Source organism: Pantoea sp. GCM10028869, from assembly GCF_042666835.1.
Lineage (GTDB): Bacteria > Pseudomonadota > Gammaproteobacteria > Enterobacterales > Enterobacteriaceae > Pantoea > Pantoea leporis.
In genome coordinates, this window is sequence record NZ_JBHTGO010000004.1 from 173,880 (window position 1) to 191,982 (window position 18,103).

At 57.1% G+C, this 18,103-nt stretch carries 17 protein-coding genes; 14 read left to right on the top strand and 3 right to left on the bottom strand.

What is annotated here, in order from left to right; translation table 11 throughout:
- Positions 1–3: 3 nt before the first annotated feature.
- Complete coding sequence (locus tag ACFQW4_RS12135) at positions 4–1,467, bottom strand: M48 family metallopeptidase (protein WP_110866485.1); 1,464 nt, start codon at positions 1,465–1,467, stop codon at positions 4–6.
- Positions 1,468–2,108: 641 nt separating this feature from the next.
- Here ACFQW4_RS12135 and ACFQW4_RS12140 point away from each other — a divergent pair.
- From ACFQW4_RS12140 to ACFQW4_RS12180, 9 genes are all read left to right on the top strand, one after another.
- Entirely contained in the window at positions 2,109–2,714 is a 606-nt protein-coding gene (locus ACFQW4_RS12140; RefSeq protein ID WP_101763514.1) for a DsrE family protein, read from the top strand.
- A gap of 23 nt (positions 2,715–2,737) precedes the next feature.
- Positions 2,738–3,346: a DsrE family protein gene (locus ACFQW4_RS12145; RefSeq protein WP_101763515.1), complete on the top strand. Its 609-nt coding sequence runs from the start codon at positions 2,738–2,740 to the stop codon at positions 3,344–3,346.
- Between the two features lie 126 nt (positions 3,347–3,472).
- Positions 3,473–4,498 (top strand): substrate-binding domain-containing protein, encoded by a 1,026-nt coding sequence (locus ACFQW4_RS12150; protein ID WP_101763516.1) that lies wholly within the window; start codon positions 3,473–3,475, stop codon positions 4,496–4,498.
- Positions 4,495–5,508, top strand: a complete 1,014-nt coding sequence (locus ACFQW4_RS12155; protein ID WP_377725555.1) for an ABC transporter substrate-binding protein — start codon at positions 4,495–4,497, stop codon at positions 5,506–5,508. The genes ACFQW4_RS12150 and ACFQW4_RS12155 overlap by 4 nt, the downstream gene beginning before the upstream one ends.
- Positions 5,508–6,371, top strand: coding sequence for an ABC transporter permease (locus ACFQW4_RS12160; RefSeq protein WP_309833700.1), 864 nt, complete (start codon positions 5,508–5,510; stop codon positions 6,369–6,371). Before ACFQW4_RS12155 ends, ACFQW4_RS12160 begins: the two co-directional genes overlap by 1 nt.
- Entirely contained in the window at positions 6,368–7,180 is an 813-nt protein-coding gene (locus ACFQW4_RS12165) for an ABC transporter permease (protein WP_101763519.1), read from the top strand. The genes ACFQW4_RS12160 and ACFQW4_RS12165 overlap by 4 nt, the downstream gene beginning before the upstream one ends.
- Positions 7,177–8,160 carry an ABC transporter ATP-binding protein gene (locus ACFQW4_RS12170; protein WP_377725560.1) on the top strand — a complete coding sequence of 328 codons (984 nt, stop codon included), beginning with the start codon at positions 7,177–7,179 and terminating at the stop codon, positions 8,158–8,160. Before ACFQW4_RS12165 ends, ACFQW4_RS12170 begins: the two co-directional genes overlap by 4 nt.
- Before the next feature lie 165 nt (positions 8,161–8,325).
- Positions 8,326–9,144: a phosphodiesterase gene (locus ACFQW4_RS12175; protein ID WP_377725848.1), complete on the top strand. Its 819-nt coding sequence runs from the start codon at positions 8,326–8,328 to the stop codon at positions 9,142–9,144.
- 165 nt (positions 9,145–9,309) lie between these two features.
- The gene (locus tag ACFQW4_RS12180) at positions 9,310–10,902 is read left to right on the top strand and encodes a sensor domain-containing diguanylate cyclase (protein WP_101763522.1); all 1,593 of its coding nucleotides are present in this window, start codon (positions 9,310–9,312) and stop codon (positions 10,900–10,902) included.
- A gap of 32 nt (positions 10,903–10,934) precedes the next feature.
- On the opposite strand, the gene bcp is transcribed toward ACFQW4_RS12180, so the two are convergent.
- Positions 10,935–11,402, bottom strand: coding sequence for a thioredoxin-dependent thiol peroxidase (gene bcp / locus ACFQW4_RS12185; protein WP_377725562.1), 468 nt, complete (start codon positions 11,400–11,402; stop codon positions 10,935–10,937).
- Between the two features lie 140 nt (positions 11,403–11,542).
- The gene (locus ACFQW4_RS12190) at positions 11,543–12,109 is read right to left on the bottom strand and encodes a glycine cleavage system transcriptional repressor (RefSeq protein ID WP_101763524.1); all 567 of its coding nucleotides are present in this window, start codon (positions 12,107–12,109) and stop codon (positions 11,543–11,545) included.
- Positions 12,110–12,252: 143 nt separating this feature from the next.
- On the opposite strand from ACFQW4_RS12190, the gene dapA reads away from it, so the two are divergent.
- From dapA to ACFQW4_RS12215, 5 genes are all read left to right on the top strand, one after another.
- Positions 12,253–13,131: a 4-hydroxy-tetrahydrodipicolinate synthase gene (gene dapA / locus ACFQW4_RS12195; protein ID WP_101763525.1), complete on the top strand. Its 879-nt coding sequence runs from the start codon at positions 12,253–12,255 to the stop codon at positions 13,129–13,131.
- Positions 13,132–13,145: 14 nt separating this feature from the next.
- On the top strand, positions 13,146–14,174 hold the full coding sequence (gene bamC, locus ACFQW4_RS12200; RefSeq protein WP_101763526.1) for an outer membrane protein assembly factor BamC: 1,029 nt from the start codon (positions 13,146–13,148) through the stop codon (positions 14,172–14,174).
- A 144-nt stretch (positions 14,175–14,318) separates the two neighbouring features.
- Entirely contained in the window at positions 14,319–15,032 is a 714-nt protein-coding gene (purC, locus tag ACFQW4_RS12205; protein WP_007884822.1) for a phosphoribosylaminoimidazolesuccinocarboxamide synthase, read from the top strand.
- 214 nt (positions 15,033–15,246) lie between these two features.
- On the top strand, positions 15,247–16,116 hold the full coding sequence (locus ACFQW4_RS12210; protein ID WP_377725566.1) for a neutral zinc metallopeptidase: 870 nt from the start codon (positions 15,247–15,249) through the stop codon (positions 16,114–16,116).
- A 26-nt stretch (positions 16,117–16,142) separates the two neighbouring features.
- Positions 16,143–18,074: a tRNA(Met) cytidine acetyltransferase TmcA gene (locus ACFQW4_RS12215; protein ID WP_377725849.1), complete on the top strand. Its 1,932-nt coding sequence runs from the start codon at positions 16,143–16,145 to the stop codon at positions 18,072–18,074.
- Positions 18,075–18,103: the final 29 nt, after the last annotated feature.

Here is an 18,103-nt window from a genome sequence, read left to right on the forward strand (position 1 = left end):
TTCTTATCCTTTTTGATAAACCTTAAAACGCTTCTGCAGTTCACGGAACTGGTCGATACGTGCGTCATAGCGCGCTTGTTTCAGGCTGCCGAGCGGCACTTGCGCGCTGGCGCTGCTCAAGGTGGAGATCGCCTGATCGAGCTGGCCGTTGAGCGCCAAACCTTCCGCGCGCGCCGAAAGTTCTTCATCGCGCAAACCCTGCGCCGCAGAGGCCTGCGCCAGCAGATCAAAGGCGTTAACATCGTCTGGATGGGCAAAGGTGTAGCGATTGAGGATGCGGCTGGCGTTGGCGGGCTGCTTCGCTTCAACATAGGCATTAGCCAGATTCAACTGCAACACCGGATTGCTGTTGCTGCCTTTGGCGCTGCTGAGCATGGCGATCGCCTGCTGCGGCTGATTCAGGCCGATGTCGATGTCGGTCATGATATCAAGGAACCAGACGTTATCCGGCTGTTTCGCCAGCAGCGGGGCGATCACCCGTTTGGCGCTATCAAAGCTTTTGGCCTGCAGGAACTGTATCGCTTTGCCGTACTGTGCCGCCTGCTGCTCGCGCACGTTGCCTTTGGCGTATTCGTTCAGCAGGTCATCGGTCAGCTGATTGCGGCCAGTGGCGTACATGCCGAGCGAGCGCACTTTCGCCATGTAGAAATCCTGCGACGACTGCACCACCACCGGACGCATCTGGTTGGCGCGGTTACGCGCATCGGCAAGTCGGCTGTCGGGTAACGGGTGCGTCAGCAAAATTTCCGGCGGCTTGGAGGAGAAGCGGCTCTGATCCGCCAGCTTCTGCAGAAAAGTCGGCATCGCTTGCGGATCGAATCCAGCGCGTTGCAGCACCTGAATACCGATGCGGTCAGCTTCCTGCTCGTTGCCTTGGGTAAAGCTGATAATGCCTTGCTGCGCACCCGCCAGCGTACCGGTCAACGCCGCCATGCCGGCTTGCGGGCTGGCCATTGCCAGCAGAATCGATCCCAATGCGCCGACCCAGGTCAGCGGCGCATTGCGTCGCTGCTCTTCCATGGCGCGCGCCAGATGACGCTGCGTGACGTGCGAGATTTCGTGCGCCATCACCGACGCCAGCTGGCTTTCGTTATCGGTATAGCGGAACAGCGATGAATGCAGCACCACGTTGCCGCCAAAGAAGGCGAAGGCGTTGAGTTCGTCGTTCTGGATCAAAAAGAAGTGGAACGGCGTCCGCACCGAGTTGGCATGCGCCACTAGTCGCTGACCAAGCTCGTTAATGTATTGATTCAACAGCGGATCGTTAATCAGAGGCGCACTGGCGCGCAGCTGGCGCACGTAGAAGTCGCCCATCTGAAGTTCCTGATTAATCGAAAGCGTTGAACCTGCTGTGGTGCCCATGTCGGGCAGCGTATCACTAACGTCAGCGCGCGCACTCAGCGCAGGCGTCAGCAGCAGCGTAGGAATAAGGGCCGCCAGCACTGATTTTTTCAACCGGTTAAACATGCCTTGATCCTGTAAAAGTCACCCAAAATTGGACAGGTAAGTGGTTCAAATGTTCTGCACTATTTTTCCCTTTGCGGAACGCGCTCTATCTTAACCAGACTGCGGCGACAAGCAAACGATGAAGATTCATGCGCTTTAAATGAAAAAAGGGTTACAGCATGACGAAATTGCAGCAAAAAATTGAATAGCACGCCGCGATTTAAACAGGCTTCTTTATCTGCAGAAGTTAAAGTTACGTAAAGTTGCTCAAAATTATTGAATTTGGCATGAACTTTTCCAGGTTTACTCTGAAAAGCGGCGGCAAATCAGCGGTGTTGGCCCGCTTTATCCATCAGTGTTTTTAATCGTGAAGACGACGCGCAGAGCATGCTACACAGTTATCATCGGACGGATTTTAAACGCACGTAAACTTATTCCCTCTGTATTAGGATCACAATTTCACGGCCACGCATTTCTCAACTCCTGCCAAAGCGACAATCGAAACCCTTTTTCAATTAACCTTGCTAATTATTTTTCACGCAATGAAAACGTCGGACAGCCCGTCACTACAGGACTTTTGCCTTGCTCACGCTGTGGTATAGATAAGGCACTTTATTCAAACGGACTGTGAATTGACGCGCAGTGTAAGCCGGAGAGTTTTTATGCGTTCTGTAGTTTCATACGCCCTTATCGCAATTGTCGGTGGCTTTGTTGGCGCCACCGTGAGTAAAGGTGATGACCTGTATCAACGTGTTGTCAGCCATTTCTCCTCTGCACCCGCCGATCCCGACGGCTTCTGGAGCACGCCCGCCGTCGACGGCTACGGCAAAATCCATTACGAACCGGATGCGGCTTTCAAACCGGTGGTCGGTTTAAGCAACAAAGTGGTGTTTCAAATTACCCGCAGTGAAGGGGAGATGACGCGCCCAAATCTTGGACTGGAGCGCGTAGCGCGCGTGGTCAATCTCTATATCGCTTCGGGCGTGCCCGCTGACGACCTGCACTTTGTGGTATCGGTCACCGGTGATGCCACGCCAGCGATGCTGGATAACGCGCATTTCCAGCAGTTCTACCAGGCGGACAACCCCAATCTGGCGCTGATCGGCGCACTGAATAAGTTGGGCGTGAAGGTTTCCGTATGCGATCAGTCGGTGGCGTTCCATCACTTCCCGAGAGAGTGGATTGACCCATCGGTGATTCATGCACTCTCCAGCCCGACTACCGTGTCGACGCTGGAAAATCAGGGTTATGCACTCTTACAGATGTAAATTTCAGGCACAGGAGAAGTGAAATGCGTCCAGCATCCTATATCGTTATTGCGGCTCTGGCAGGGTTTGTCGGCGGCAATGTATTACAGCTCCCCGATTTGGTCGACAAGGTCAGCGACAAATTTGCTGACAAGAAAAGTGAACCGGCGGATTTCTGGAGCACGCCGGCGATCGAAGGTTACGGCAAAATCCACTTTGTGAATGTGCCGGACTACAATCCGGCCACCACGCCAGGGTTGAGCAATAAAATCGTCTTCCAGATCAACCGTAATGAAGGCGATGTGCGTCAGCCTAACCTTGGGCTGGAGCGCGTGGCACGCGTCACCAACCTCTATTACGCGGCGGGCGTACCGCTCGATCAGCTGAAATTTGTGGTGTCGATTAACAGCGATGCGGTTCCTGCGGCGTTGAATAATGAGCAGTTCCGCAAAACCTATGGCACCGATAACCCCAATCTCAAGCTGATTGATGAGCTGAAAAAAGCTGGCGTGAAGGTGACCATTTGCGATCAGTCGGTGGCTTTCCATCAGCTGGAGCGAAACTGGATCGATACGCGCGTCACCCACACGCTGTCGAGCGGCACCACCGTGGCGTCGCTGCAGAACGAAGGTTACGCCTTCCTGATGCTGTGATTTCTGCCTGACAGCAGTTCGCGCTGCAGTCATCCCGCTGTCATTTATCCGCGATGTTGCTGTCACAGTTCGCCGCTACTTTAAGCGCCAATGAGATCGATCTCATTGGCACTTTACGAGGCGAACATGTCCGATTTAATCAGCGTGGCCAAACTGGCTGGCGTTTCTCGCGCTACCGCCGCCCGCGCATTCTCTGATCCGCATCTGCTGCGAGCTGACACGCTGGAAAAGGTGTTGAGCGCCTCTGAGCAGCTCGGCTTTCGCCCCAATCACATTGCTCGCCAACTGCGTACCCAAAGTTCAACCACCTTCGGCGTGCTGCTGCCGTCGCTGCTGAATCCGATTTTCGCCCGTCAACTGCAAGCGATGGAGCGTCAGGCGCGTGCCGCCGGTTACGGTCTGCTGGTGGCAACCAGCGATTATCAGCCCGAGCGGGAAGCGGCGATGGTGGAGCACATGCTGAACCAGCGCGTTGCCGGTTTGGTTCTTACCGTCGCCGACGCCGACAACAGCGCCATCCTGCATACGCTGCATCAAGCCAGCATGCCGTTTGTCCTTACGCATAACGTGCCGCAAGCCACGCACTGGCCCGCGATTTGCGTCGATAACCGCCAGGCGATGCAGCAAGCCACCGAACACCTGCTGCAGCTCGGCCATCGCCACATCGGTATGGTGGCCGGTCCCATGCTGCAATCGGATCGCGCCCGTCTGCGCTATCAGGGCTATTGCGATGCCATGCAGCAGGCCGGATTGCGTGCGCTGCCGGTACTCGAAATGCCCAGCCATACCCAATCTGATTTCGCGCTGCTGCAGCCGCAGCTGAGTGGCGACACGCCGCTCAGCGCGGTGATCTGCACCAACGATCTGCTCGCCATCAGCCTGATTGGTGCTGCGGCGCGCGCCGGAGTGCGCATTCCGCAGCAGCTGTCGGTGATGGGTTTTGATGGCATCGATATCGGCGAGCACATCGCGCCGTCGCTGGCGAGCGTAAGCCAGCCAGCTGACATGCTCGGCGCCGGTGCGATCGACATGCTGTTACAACAAGCCAGCCGCGGCACGCGCGTGCTGCCACATCGATTAAGGCTCGGCGCCAGTATCGCCGCGCCAGCAACCTCTTTTTCTTCCATTGCCAATATCAGGGAACCATCATGAAAAAAGTCACAATGATTGCCGGGGCGCTCGCACTGACCGCCGGTTCGCTGTTCAGTTCGCTGGCGCAGGCCGCCGATACGGCGATTTGCTACAACTGTCCTCCCGAATGGGCGGACTGGGGAACCCAGCTTAACGCCATTGCTAAAGACACTGGCATTCAGGTGCCGCAGGACAACAAAAACTCCGGCCAGGCGCTGGCGCAGCTAGTGGCGGAGCAGGGTAATCCGGTGGCAGATGTGGTGTATTACGGCGTCAGTTTTGGTATCCAGGCGGATAGCGCCGGTGTCATCAGCGCCTATAAGCCCGCGCATTGGGACGAGATCCCAGCCGGAATGAAAGATCCTAACGGCAAGTGGGTGGCGCTGCACTCCGGCACCATGGGCTTTATGGTTAACCTTGATGCGCTGGGCGGCGCGCCGGTGCCGCAATCCTGGGACGATCTGCTGAAGCCTGAATACAAAGGCATGATCGGCTACCTCGATCCTGCTAGCGCCTTTGTCGGTTACGTGGCGGCCGTGGCGGTCAACCAGGCGAAGGGCGGCAACATGCAGGACTTCACACCCGCGCTGACATGGTTCAAAAAACTCCAGGCTAACCAGCCGATCGTACCGAAGCAGACCGCCTACGCGCGCCTGATCTCCGGTGAGATTCCGATCCTGCTCGACTACGACTTCAACGCCTACCGCGCCAAATATAAAGATCACGCCAATGTCGCCTTTGTGATCCCGAAAGAGGGCACGGTTACGGTGCCGTACGTCATCAGCCTGGTGAAGAACGCGCCGCACGCAGACAACGGCAAGAAAGTGATCGACTACGTGTTGTCGGATAAAGGTCAGGCGATTTGGGCGAATGCCTTCCTGCGTCCGGTGCGCACCTCGGCGATGTCCGCTGACGCTAAGAAATTCTTCCTGCCAGACAGCGATTATGCGCGTGCGCAAACCGTAAACTATCAGCAGATGGCCGATGCGCAGAAGGCCTTCTCGGCGAAATACCTGAGCGAGATGCGTTAATGTCGATGGCTGACACGCTGGCGGCCTCGCGCCGCCAGATACCGACGCAACCGGGCAGCCGCTGGTTGTGGCTGACGCTGCCCGCGCTGCTGTTCTTTTGCGCTTTCTGGCTGCTGCCGTTTGCCCGCCTGCTGCAAATCGGCATGCAGGACGATCGCAGCACCCAGCACAGCGGTTACTGGACGGTGATCACGCAACCGCACTATCTGCTGAGCCTGCTGAACACCGTGCTGCTGTCGCTGGCGGTGACGCTGGTGACGTTACTCATCGCCGCTATCGTCGGCTGCTTTCTGGCACGCCAGCGCTTTGCCGGGCGCGGCACCTTGCTGGCGTTGCTGACCTTTCCGCTGGCGTTTCCCGGCGTGGTGGTGGGTTTTCTGGTGGTGATGCTGGCTGGACGTCAGGGATTGCTGGCGCAAATCAGTATGAGTTTGCTGCATGAGCGCTGGACGCTGGCCTATTCGCTGGCGGGGCTGTTTATCGGTTACCTCTATTTCTCGCTGCCGCGCGCCATCGTCACGCTGGTAGCAGCCAGTGAAAAACTCGATCGCTCGCTGGAAGAAGCAGCACGTTCGCTCGGCGCCAGCCAGTGGCGCATCACCTGGGATGTGATTGTGCCCGGCCTGCAACCGGCGCTGCTCTCCACCGGCGCGCTGTGCTTCGCTACCAGCATGGGCGCTTTTGGCACCGCCTTTACGCTCGGCACCGATTTGGCGGTGCTACCACTGACCATTTACGGCGAGTTCACCAACTACGCCAACTTCGCCACCGCCGCCGCGCTGTCAGTGTTGATGGGTGGATTCGCCTGGCTGGCACTGATGCTGGCGCGCCGTCTGGCGCAGGCTAAGGAGGCGCAATCATGAAACGTCGTGGACTGTTTAGCCTGCAACTGCTGATCACCGCCATCACCGCGCTGTTTATGATCGTGCCGGTGGTGCTGTCAATGCTGGCGGGCGTCACCAATAACTATTTCATCGGCCTGCGCAGCGGCTTCACGCTGAAGTGGGTGGAGCAAGTGTGGCAGATGTACGCCGATACTTTCTGGCTGTCGCTGCTGATCGCGCTGTTCTGCCTGCTGGTTACCTTGGTGATTGGCGTTCCCGCTGCGTGGGGATTGCTGAAAGCGCCGGGCCGCTGGGCGGCGCGTATTGAAGAGTGCTTGATGCTGCCGGTGGCGCTGCCCGGTCTGGCAACCGCGCTTGGCATCATTCTGCTCTACGGCCAGTTTTCCGGCCTGCGTGATAGCTGGCTGTTCATCCTGATTGGTCACGTGCTGTTTACCTTGCCGTTTATGATGCGGCCGGTGCTGGCGGTGATGCAGGCGGTGGATATGCCGCGCCTGGAAGAAGCATCGGCCAGCCTCGGCGCCAGCTTGTGGCAGCGCTTCTTTACCGTGGTGGTGCCGAACTGCCGCAACGGCATTCTTGCTGGCGCGTTTATGGTGATCACGCTGTCGGTGGGGGAATTCAACATTACATGGATGCTGCACACGCCGCTGACCAAAACCTTGCCGGTTGGCCTTGCCGACAGCTATGCCTCAATGCGGCTGGAAGTGGGTTCCGCCTACACGCTGATTTTCATTCTGATGATTCTGCCGCTGCTGCTGATGCTCAATGCCGTGAATCACTGGCTTAACCGCGCGGTTTCGCGCCAACACAAGGAGGCAGCATGAACCCTGCGGCCGTTACCGTGACGCTGCGCGGCTGCGCACGTCATTTTAATCATCATCAGGCGCTGCAACCGCTTGATCTCACGGTGCATGCCGGCGAAACGCTGGTGCTGCTGGGGCCGTCCGGCTGCGGTAAAACTACCACGCTGCGCATAATCAGCGGACTGGAAAGCTGCGATGTCGGCGGCGAAGTGTGGTTTGACGATCGCAACGTTACCGCTTTACCGATTGAAAAACGCAACGTCGGCATGGTGTTCCAGAACTACGCGCTGTTCCCGAATCTCAATGTGGCCGGGAACGTAGCGTACGGCCTGAAAGTGCAGGGCGTGGCGCGTGGAGAACGGGAAGCGCGCGTGCAGGAGATGCTGGCGCTGGTGGATCTCACCGCGCTGGCGCAGCGTAGCATCGACAAACTCTCCGGCGGCCAGAAGCAGCGTGTGGCGCTGGCGCGCGCGTTAGCCGCGCGGCCCAAAGTGCTGCTGTTTGATGAGCCGCTGGCGGCGCTGGATGCGCGTCTGCGCGATCGTCTGCGTCTGGAGATCGGCGCGCTACTGAAGAAGCTGGCGATCACCGCCGTTTACGTAACGCACGATCAGCAGGAAGCGATGGCGCTCGGCGACCGTATTGCGGTGATGGAGCAGGGACGTTTGGTGCAGATCGATACGCCGCAGAAAATTTATCAGCATCCGGCGTCAAAATTTGTCGCCGATTTTGTGGGTGCGATTAACTGCGTAGATGTGGATACACGCGGCCATCCGCAGCGCTTTTGCCGCCCGGAAGATGTGCTGCTGGCCAGCGATGAGCGTTATCCGCGCCAGGGTTTTATTGTTGCCAGCACCTTTCTGGGCGCGTCGCAGCGGTTGATGATCGACATCGGGCTGGCGACGCCCATTCAGGTGGATCGCCACGCGCGTGAAGCCTGGCATGCCGGACAAGCGGTGAGCTGGACGCTGGCGCAGGACGCCGCGCTGCAGTTTTCTTGATGTCATTGACTCAGCGCTGGAATTGATTGCCGCACAATTCGTAGCGGCGCGATTCATCGCGCAATAAATTGCGCCGCTACGAACCGTAAGCATTGTGATAGCCGTGGTTGACAAATATTACGCTGCAATTTTTGCAGCCGGAGAAACTTTATTGTGTCTGAAGCAATGACGCTCATCGCGCAAATCAGCGATTTACACATCAAGGCCAACGGCCGTTTATCCTACAAAAAAGTCGACACTCAAGCCGCGCTACTGCGGGTGATTGAGACGCTAAACCGCCTTGCGCCGCGCCCCGACATGGTGGTGATGACCGGCGATCTGGTCGATTTCGGCACCGCGGCAGAGTATCAAACTTTAAAGCAGGCGCTGCGTCAGCTGCAGCTGCCGTTTCTGCTGATGGCGGGCAACCACGACGATCGCCAGGCGCTGCGTGCGGCGTTTCCGGATCATCACTATCTGCAGCACGGAGCAACCCTGAACTGGCAGATGCAGGTGAAAGGCGTGCAGCTGCTGGCGCTCGATTCCAGCGTGCCACAGCAGCCGTGGGGCTATGTGGATGAAGCGCAGCTGTGCTGGCTTGATGAGCAGTTGCAGCGTCAGCCGCAGTTGCCGACGCTGGTGATGCTGCATCATCCGCCGTTTCTTTGCGGCATCGAACATATGGATAACCAGCCGCTGCGCAATCCGGCGGCGCTGGCGGCGATTATCCAGCGCCATCCACAGGTGGAACGCGTACTGAGCGGTCATCTGCACCGCTCGGTGCAGGCGCGTTTTGCCGGTACGCTGGCGTGCGTGGCGCCTGGTGTATCGCATCAGGTGGCGTTTGATCTCGCGGAAAATGCACCGGCGAATTTTATGCTGGAGCCGCCCGGTTTTCTGCTGCATCGCTGGCATGCGCAGCAGGGCATGAGCACGCATTTGTGTGCTATCGGCGATTATCCCGGTCCGTGGCCGTTTTACGATGCCAACGGTTTGATCGATTAGCGCCAGCGCAGAGAAAGAATTGTGTGAGGCTGACAGGATGCTTCGTGCTCAATTTGCGTTGTGGGTGTACAATCGCCCGTTAGCTCACCAGGGCAAGTGCATCCAACTATAACAAGACTGTCAGGCACACATATCGATGAATCTATTCACTAAGGTCGGTGCGCTATGCTAACGCGCCTGCGGCCAAAAACTGACCTGCGCACGCTGATCGCGCTGTTGGCGATCACCAGCATCGTCATCACACTTGCCAACACGCTGTACGCCACCTGGCGCGTGCAACGTATGGTCCTGATCGAAAGCACCCTCGAAGCCAATCGCGCTTACGCCACTAAACTGGCGGCGACGACGGAGGTCTTCTTTCAGCTGGCTCAGTCGCAGCTGCACTACAGCGCGACGCAGCTGGGCAATGATTTTGATGATGCCGATTTAGCGCAGCAGGAAGTCAATCGCCTGCGTGAGCAAACTAATAGCTTCAACTCGGTGGCGGTGGTGGACAGCAACGGCATCGTGAAAGCCATTTCACCCGAATCGCTGATGCTGAAAGGCATGCAGCTCACCAGCCAGGCTTCGCGTGAAGCGCTGGCGCAGCGTCAGCCGATGGTCAGCAAACCCAGCATCTCCGCCGCCAATAATTTGATTGTATTTGTCTCCTGGCCGATCTGGAGCAAAGACGGACGTTACCTTGGCTACGTCGGCGGCACCATCTATCTGAAGAAGAAAAGCATCCTTAATGCACTGCTCGGCGAGCAGTTCTATCGCGATGGCACGCATGTTTACGTGCTGGATCGCAATAATCAGGTGCTGTACCACCAGAATACCCAGCTGATTGGTAAAAGCGTGCCGGGCATCGTTAGCGATCGCCAACGCGAGGAGAAAACCAACGGTGAAGTGCAACTGACGGAAGAGAACGTGCCTAAGCTGGCCGGTTACGCCATCGTGCCCACCACCGGCTGGATGGTGGTGGCGTTGAAACCCACCGATGTGACGCTGGCGCCGCTCACCGGCTTGCTGCTGAAAGTGTTGAAAAACTCGGTGCCATTTGCGCTGCTGACCTTGCTGGTGGCGGTGATTCTGGCGCGTCTGATTGCGCTGCCGCTGTGGCAACTGGCGCGCAAAGCCAGCCAGATGGATTCCCAGGGCGTGTCGAACGAGATTGGCGGCATTCGCGCCTGGTATTTCGAAGCGGCGCAGGTCAAACGCGCGCTACTCACCGGTATTGGTTTAGTGCAGGATAAGATTGGTCGCCTGAAATCGGAAGTGCAGAGCGATCCCATGACCAATCTGCTTAACCGGCGTGGCCTGAGCGCGGTGCTCGACTACTTCGCCACCATGCGCCAACCGTTCTCGGTGCTGGCGCTGGATATCGATCACTTCAAACGGGTCAACGATACCTTCGGTCATGACGTCGGCGATGAGGTGATTAAACATGTGGCGCGAACCTTACGCAGCAGCGCCCGTCAAACCGATGTGGTGTGCCGTAACGGCGGGGAAGAGTTCCTGATGTTGCTGCCTGCGACGTCGGTGGAAGACGCACGCATTCTGGCCGAGCGCGTGCGCATCAGCATTGCAGAAAACTGGATTGATCAGGTTGGCAATGTCACGCTGTCGGTGGGCATTGCCGACTGGCAGCCGGAAAGTGGTTCGCAGGAGCAGAGCCTCAAGCAAGCCGATGCCGCGCTTTATCAGGCGAAAAATGCTGGACGCAACTGCGTGATGATCTCCGGTCAGGATGCGTTGGTCAGCAGCATTACGCATTAACGCTCCGGGTGCGGCCTGCGCACCCGTTTACCTCAGGCTGACTTCAGATAATCCAGCACGATGTCGTGGTGATTGGAGGTTTTGAAATCGTCGAACACTTTCTCAATTTTGCCGTTGGCATCAATAAGGAAGCTGATGCGGTGAATGCCGTCATAGGTTTTACCCATAAAGGTTTTCTCGCCCCAGACGCCAAACTGCTCGCACACCTGATGATCTTCATCCGATAACAGCGTGAAGTTCAGCAGCTCTTTATCGGCAAAGCGTGACAGCTTTTCCGCTTTGTCGGTGCTGATACCCAGCACAACAACGCCCTCAGTTTTCAACGCATCCATGTTGTCGCGCAGACCGCAAGCCTGCACGGTGCAACCCGGCGTCATGGCTTTCGGATAGAAATAGACCAGAACGCGCTGTCCCTGGAAGTCGGCCAAATTTACTTGTTCGCCGTCTTGATCGGGCAAACTAAATTTCGGTGCGGTATCACCGGCTTTCAGTGGATTCATCACAACTCTCCATTTTTTTACATGCTGTGGGTAATACACCATCAAGAGCAAAAGTGCCAGGTGGTGTTTACCGTCAGGGTTATTTCACCACACGGTTTGCCGCAGCGGCAGAGTGTGTGGCGAAATAACCCGGAGCCTGATTAAACGGTGCTGTTAGCATCGTCGGTGACACTATAAAGACGAATTGAGCCTTGTGCATGCAGTTCTTCGCACAGCTGATTGAAAGCCTGCTCGATGGGCGCACTGAATTGATTGGCTGGGCTGTGCGCCGTTATTTGAATATAGAGCGTCGGTGCCACGCCATCCTGCGCCGGTTTAATTCTGGACACCAGTTCGGCAATGTTCATCTGATGTTTATCGAACAGATCGGTGAAGCGCTCAATGATATGCGGTGAATCCGGCACTTCAATCTGCACCCACACGGTGGCGGGCATCGGTGGCGTGGCGCGCGCATTGGTGCGCTTCATTACAATCAGCAACTCCAGCTCGGCACCTTTCATCGGCAGCGTCGATTCAATCAGGGTGATCGCGTTCCAGCTACCGGACAGCAGCATGATAAAAGTGAACTCATCGCCCAGCATTGCTAAACGGCTGTCCTCAATATTGCAGCCGCAGCTGCTGACGTGACGGGTGATGGTATTGACGATACCCGGACGATCAACGCCCAGTGCGGTGATCACCAGATGGTGAGGCTGTGACTGCGACAAAATGGCATTTCCTGTACGTTCGCTAATAACTATAAGGTAAACATAAAAAAAACTGCTGACAAGCGCGGGAATGGCGTGGCTCGCTTGCTTTTCTTTCAATGTAAAACGTAACATGAGGCACTTGTTTGTCGAGGGGATAGCCCATGTTCACCGGAAGTATTGTTGCGCTCATTACGCCAATGAATGAAAAAGGTAATGTCTGCCGCGAAAGTTTGAAAAAACTGATTGATTATCATGTTGCCAGCGGCACCGCGGCGATTGTTTCTGTTGGCACCACCGGCGAATCAGCCACGCTCAGCCATGACGAGCACGGTGATGTGGTTATGCAAACCCTGGAACTGGCGGATGGCCGTATTCCGGTTATAGCCGGCACCGGCGCAAATGCCACGGCTGAAGGCATCTCTCTGACCAAACGCTTTACCGGCAGCGGTGTGGTGGGCTGTTTAACGGTCACGCCTTATTACAACCGTCCGACGCAGGAAGGTCTGTTCCAGCACTTTAAAGCTATTGCGGAAAGTACCGATCTGCCGCAGATGCTGTATAACGTTCCTTCGCGTACCGGTTGCGACATGCTGCCGGAAACCGTCGCGCGTCTGGCCGAAATTAAAAATATTATCGGAATCAAAGAGGCCACCGGGAACTTATCGCGTGTCTCACAGATCCAAGAGCTGGTTAATGATGAGTTCATCATCGTCAGCGGCGATGACGCTACGGCGCTGGACTCCATGCAACTGGGCGGCAAAGGCGTAATTTCGGTCACGGCTAACATTGCAGCGCGTGAAATGGTTGAACTCTGTGCCTTAGCGCAACAGGGCAAATTCGCCGAAGCGCGTCGCCTGAATCAGCGTCTGATGCACCTGCACCAGACGCTTTTCTGTGAACCCAATCCAATCCCGGTGAAATGGGCAGCAAAACAGCTAGGATTAATCGCGGATGACACGCTGCGCTTGCCAATGACGCCACTGACCGAAGCTGGTCAGACGAAAACGGCGCAAGCGTTGATTAAAGCGGGTCTGCGATAATTTAGGGAGAATCAATGAGTTATTCAGTTAAGCGCTCGACGCTGGCAACGGTAGTGGGCCTTTCCACCCTGATGCTGCTCACAGCGTGTTCCAACGATCAGCGTTATAAGCGCCAGGTCAGCGGGGATGAATCTTACCTGCAGGCGCCTGAGCTGCATGATTTAAAAGCCCCCGCGGGCATGATTCTGCCGTTGCAGAATGGGGATTACGATGTTCCGCACAGCGTGGCGAAAGGCGCGGTTGGTAAAGAGCTGGATATTCGTCCGCCAGCCCAGCCGCTGGCGCTGCTGAACGGCACGCGTGCGCAGTTCACCGGTAATACGGGCGTGCTGGCAGTGGAAAGCAGTCGCGGTTCTATCTGGTCGCAGGTTGTGGGTGTGATTCAGTCTTACAAGTTCCCGATTGCCCAGCGTGATGACGCTTCGCAACAGCTGACCACCGATTGGGTGCAGTGGAACCGTGCTGACGAAGATAACCAGTATCGCGGTCGCTATCAGATCAGCGTGCAGAATCAGAGCTATCAGCAAGTGCTGACCGTACGTTTGCTGGAACTGCAGCAGTCTGGTCAAGCCGTTACTTCTCCGGCACAGATTCAACGCTATACCGGCCAGATGTTGAACGACATCAGCACCGGTCTGGATAAAGTCGATTCTGCCAGCCAGGATGCGGCGGCCAACCGTGCCACCGGACAGATTGATGTGCAGAGCGGCGCGGATGACACCGGTTTACCGCTGTTGATTCTGCGCGCACCGTTTAACGTCACCTGGCAGCGTTTGCCAGCGGCGCTGAAACGCGTGGGCATGGAAATCACGGATGACAACCGTTCGCAGGGCAGCCTGAAAGTGACCTACAAACAGCCGGGCAGCGGCGTGTGGGATCAGATTGGCGCCAAAGATCCAGAACTGCCAAACGGCGATTACAAGTTGCAGGTTGGCGATCTGGATAACCGCAGCAGTCTGCAGTTCATCGATCCGAAAGGTCACGTGCTAACCCAGGCGCAGAACGACGCGCTGGTGCAGGTGATTCAAGGTGCGCTGAAATAAATTGCCAAAGGGCCGGAGATTCTCCGGCCTTTTTGTTTTGGATTTGGCATAATAGCGCCCGGCGAAGTAAACGATTGCGTCACGCAATCGGCGCGCGGTGAAACACCGCTGAACACGGGTTCTTTCATGTTTGGAGTTAACAAGATGCAAAAGCGAGCTGAGTTGTATCGCGGTAAAGCGAAAACCGTATACAGCACCGATAATCCGGATCTGCTGGTACTTGAATTCCGCAACGATACGTCAGCAGGAGACGGTGCACGAATCGAGCAGTTTGATCGCAAAGGAATGGTAAACAACAAGTTTAACCATTTCATCATGACCAAATTGCAGGAAGCGGGCATTCCGACCCAGATGGAAGCGCTGCTGTCAGATAACGAAGCGCTGGTGAAAAAGCTGGAGATGGTGCCGGTGGAGTGCGTGGTGCGCAACCGAGCGGCAGGATCGCTGGTAAAACGTCTGGGTGTGGAAGAGGGCATTGTGCTCAATCCACCGCTGTTTGATCTCTTCCTGAAAGATGACGCCAAACACGACCCGATGGTCAACGAATCCTATTGCGAAACCTTCGGCTGGGTGAGCAAAGCGAATCTGGCACGCATGCAAGAGCTGACCTTCAAAGCCAATGATGTGCTGAGTAAACTGTTTGATGACGCAGGTTTGATCCTGGTCGACTTCAAGCTGGAGTTTGGTCTGTTCAACGGCGAAGTGGTGCTGGGTGATGAGTTCTCGCCAGATGGCGCGCGTCTGTGGGACAAAAACACCATGGATAAAATGGACAAAGACCGTTTCCGTCAGAGCCTTGGCGGCTTGGTTGAAGCGTACGAAGAAGTTGCACAGCGTTTGGGTGTGAAGCTGGATTAAGTCCTGTTTGCACCGGCCCGTAGCGGCGCGATTTATCGCGCTCTATTACGGTCGGTGCACCTTCCAGACATTGCGCGATAAATCGCGCCGCTACAAATTCCTTCCCCCTTTATCACACCATTTCTCTCATTCTTACCGTGCTGTCACTACAACACTGGTGCTTACCGCTGCCGCCAACTAAAATCATGCCAAACATGTTTAAAGGAGTTAGACCATGCGCTGGCAAGGGCGTCGTGAAAGCGACAATGTAGAAGATCGACGCAATGATTCACCTGGCCTTGGCGGCGGCGGGGGACGGCAAATCCGCATTCCACGCGGCAAAGGCGGCCTTATCTTGCTGGTGGTGGTCGCTGTTGCCGGCTATTACGGCTACGACCTCACCGCGTTATTGGAAGGCGGCGGCAGTGTCGCGCCAACGTCGCAGCAGCGTCAGGTAAACACCGCGCAGAGCAACGAAGATGCCAAATTCACCTCGGTGATTCTGGCAACCACCGAAGATACCTGGAGCAAGCTGTTCCAGCAGATGAACAAAAAGTATGTGCCGCCGAAGCTGGTGATGTATCGCGGGGCAACGCGCACCAACTGCGGCACTGGCCAATCGGCGATGGGGCCGTTTTACTGTCCTGCCGATCAAACCGTGTATATCGATTTGTCATTCTACGATGACATGAAAACCAAACTCGGTGCCGGTGGCGACTTTGCGCAAGGCTTCGTGATTGCGCATGAAGTGGGGCATCACGTTCAAAAGCTGCTGGGCATTGAGCCAAAAGTGCGTCAGATGCAGCAGGGCGCGAGCCAGGCGCAGGCGAATCAGCTGTCGGTGAAAATGGAGCTGCAGGCGGATTGCTTCGCCGGCGTTTGGGGCCATTACATGGAGCAGCAAAACGTTCTGGAAGTGGGCGATCTGCAGGAAGCACTCAACGCAGCTGAAGCGATTGGCGACGATCGTCTGCAGCAGAAAGGTCAGGGCCGCGTAGTGCCGGATAGCTTCACCCATGGCACCTCTCAGCAGCGTTACACCTGGCTGAAACGCGGTTTCGATAGCGGCGATCCCGGCCAGTGCAACACCTTCGCTAGCAAGTGATCTCCGTGGTTGAACAAACGGCGGCGATGCAGCGTGCAGGCATTCGCCGCCTTTGCGTGATAGCGGGTGATGCGGAGTGGGCGCAGCAGCAGGCCACAGGTTGGCACACCGCGCTGCCCGGCGACTGGCTGACGGTGAGCGACAGCACCGATTTCTCGCACGCCGTTGCGCCCGCGGCTTTACGCACCTTGCTGGGGCGTGAATTCCAGCATGCAATATTTGATGCCCGCCGCGGTTTTCACGCCGAAGCTTTTGCAGCACTGGCCGGAACCTTACGCGCGGGCAGCTGGTTATTGCTGTTAACGCCTGATTGGGAAAGCTGGCCCAAGCAAACCGATGCCGACAGCTTGCGCTGGGCGGATGTCGCTGAACCGATCGCCACGCCGCACTTTATCCACCATCTGCAATCCCTGATGCGGCAAGACGCGCAGGTGATGTTGCAACGTCAGCATCAAGCGGTGCGTTATCCGGTGGAAACGCATCTGCCCGACTGGCGCTGTCAGGTACCGCAGCAGCAGGCGCGAATCCTTGAACAGCTTGAAGCGATGCCGCCGGGCGTGGCAGTGATCACCGCCGCGCGCGGTCGCGGCAAATCGGCGTTGGCCGGCATGCTGGCGCAGCGCAACCAACACTGTTTAGTCACGGCACCGGCCAAAGTCTCCACGGCGGTGCTGGCAGAATTCGCTGGTGAGCATTTCAGTTTCATGGCTCCCGATGCCGTTCTCGCGCAGGAAGCGACGCCTCAGGCGCAGTGGCTGATTGTCGATGAAGCGGCCGCCATTCCCGCGCCCATCCTGCAACAGCTGGTGCAACGTTTCCCGCGCGTGCTGCTTATCACCACCGTGCAAGGTTATGAAGGCACCGGACGCGGCTTTATGCTGCGCTTCTGCGCCACCTTGCCGGATGTGCGCCTCTTCCAGCTCGACGAGCCGTTGCGCTGGTCGCCGAACGATCCGCTGGAGCAGTGGCTCAGCCAGGCGTTGCTGTTTGAAGATGCGCAGGAGAGCCGCGCAAGCGGTGAGATCGCCATTTACCCGGCCACACCGGACCACAACATAACGGCGCTGGAAGCGGGCTATCGCCTGCTTGCCAGTGCGCACTATCGCACTTCGCCACTGGATTTACGGCGCATGCTGGATGCGCCCGGCATGCGTTTTTGGTTGGCGGGTGCAGCCGAACAGGTAACCGGCGCGTTGTGGCTGGTAGAAGAGGGCGGATTGGATCAGCCATTGGCTGACGCGGTGTGGGCCGGTCATCGTCGGCCGCGTGGCAATCTGGTGGCGCAATCGCTGGCGGCCCATGCCGGTTTCGCGCAGGCGGCAACGCTGCGCTCACTGCGCATTAGCCGGATTGCGGTGCAGGCGTCACAGCGTCAGCGTGGGATCGGCAAAGCGCTGGTGGCCACCGCACGACAGCAGGCGCAGAATTGTGATTATCTCTCGGTGAGTTTTGGCTACACCGAATCTTTGTGGCGCTTCTGGCGCGCCTGCGGTTTTACGCTGGTGCGGATTGGCTCGCAGCGCGAAGCCAGCAGCGGCTGCTATGCCGCGATGGCGCTGCTGGCAATCTCTGCGGCAGGTGAAGCGCTACAACAGCAGGCAGCGCAGCGCCTGGCGCGTGATTGGCTGTGGCTGCAAGCGATTATAGATTTACCGTTAACGCTGGTAAGCGATGCCAGCCAGCAGCTAAACGAGGATGACTGGGCGCTGCTGGCCGGCTTTGCCTGGGCGCAGCGCCCGTTCGAAGCCAGCTACGCGGCGCTACAGCGGCTGGTGCGCCAGTCTCCTTCACCGTTGTTGAATGCCATCCTGCTGCAAAAACAGACGCTAACCGATGCCGCGCAACATGCCGGTCTCAGCGGGCGTAAAGCCTTGATAAACCAGCTGCGATCGGAAGCTGGCGCAGCAATGATTCACCTCAATCCCGATGCGGCGCAGCGGCTGCGTTCATTGCAATAAATCCATTATCTCGTTCAAATTTTCCCGAT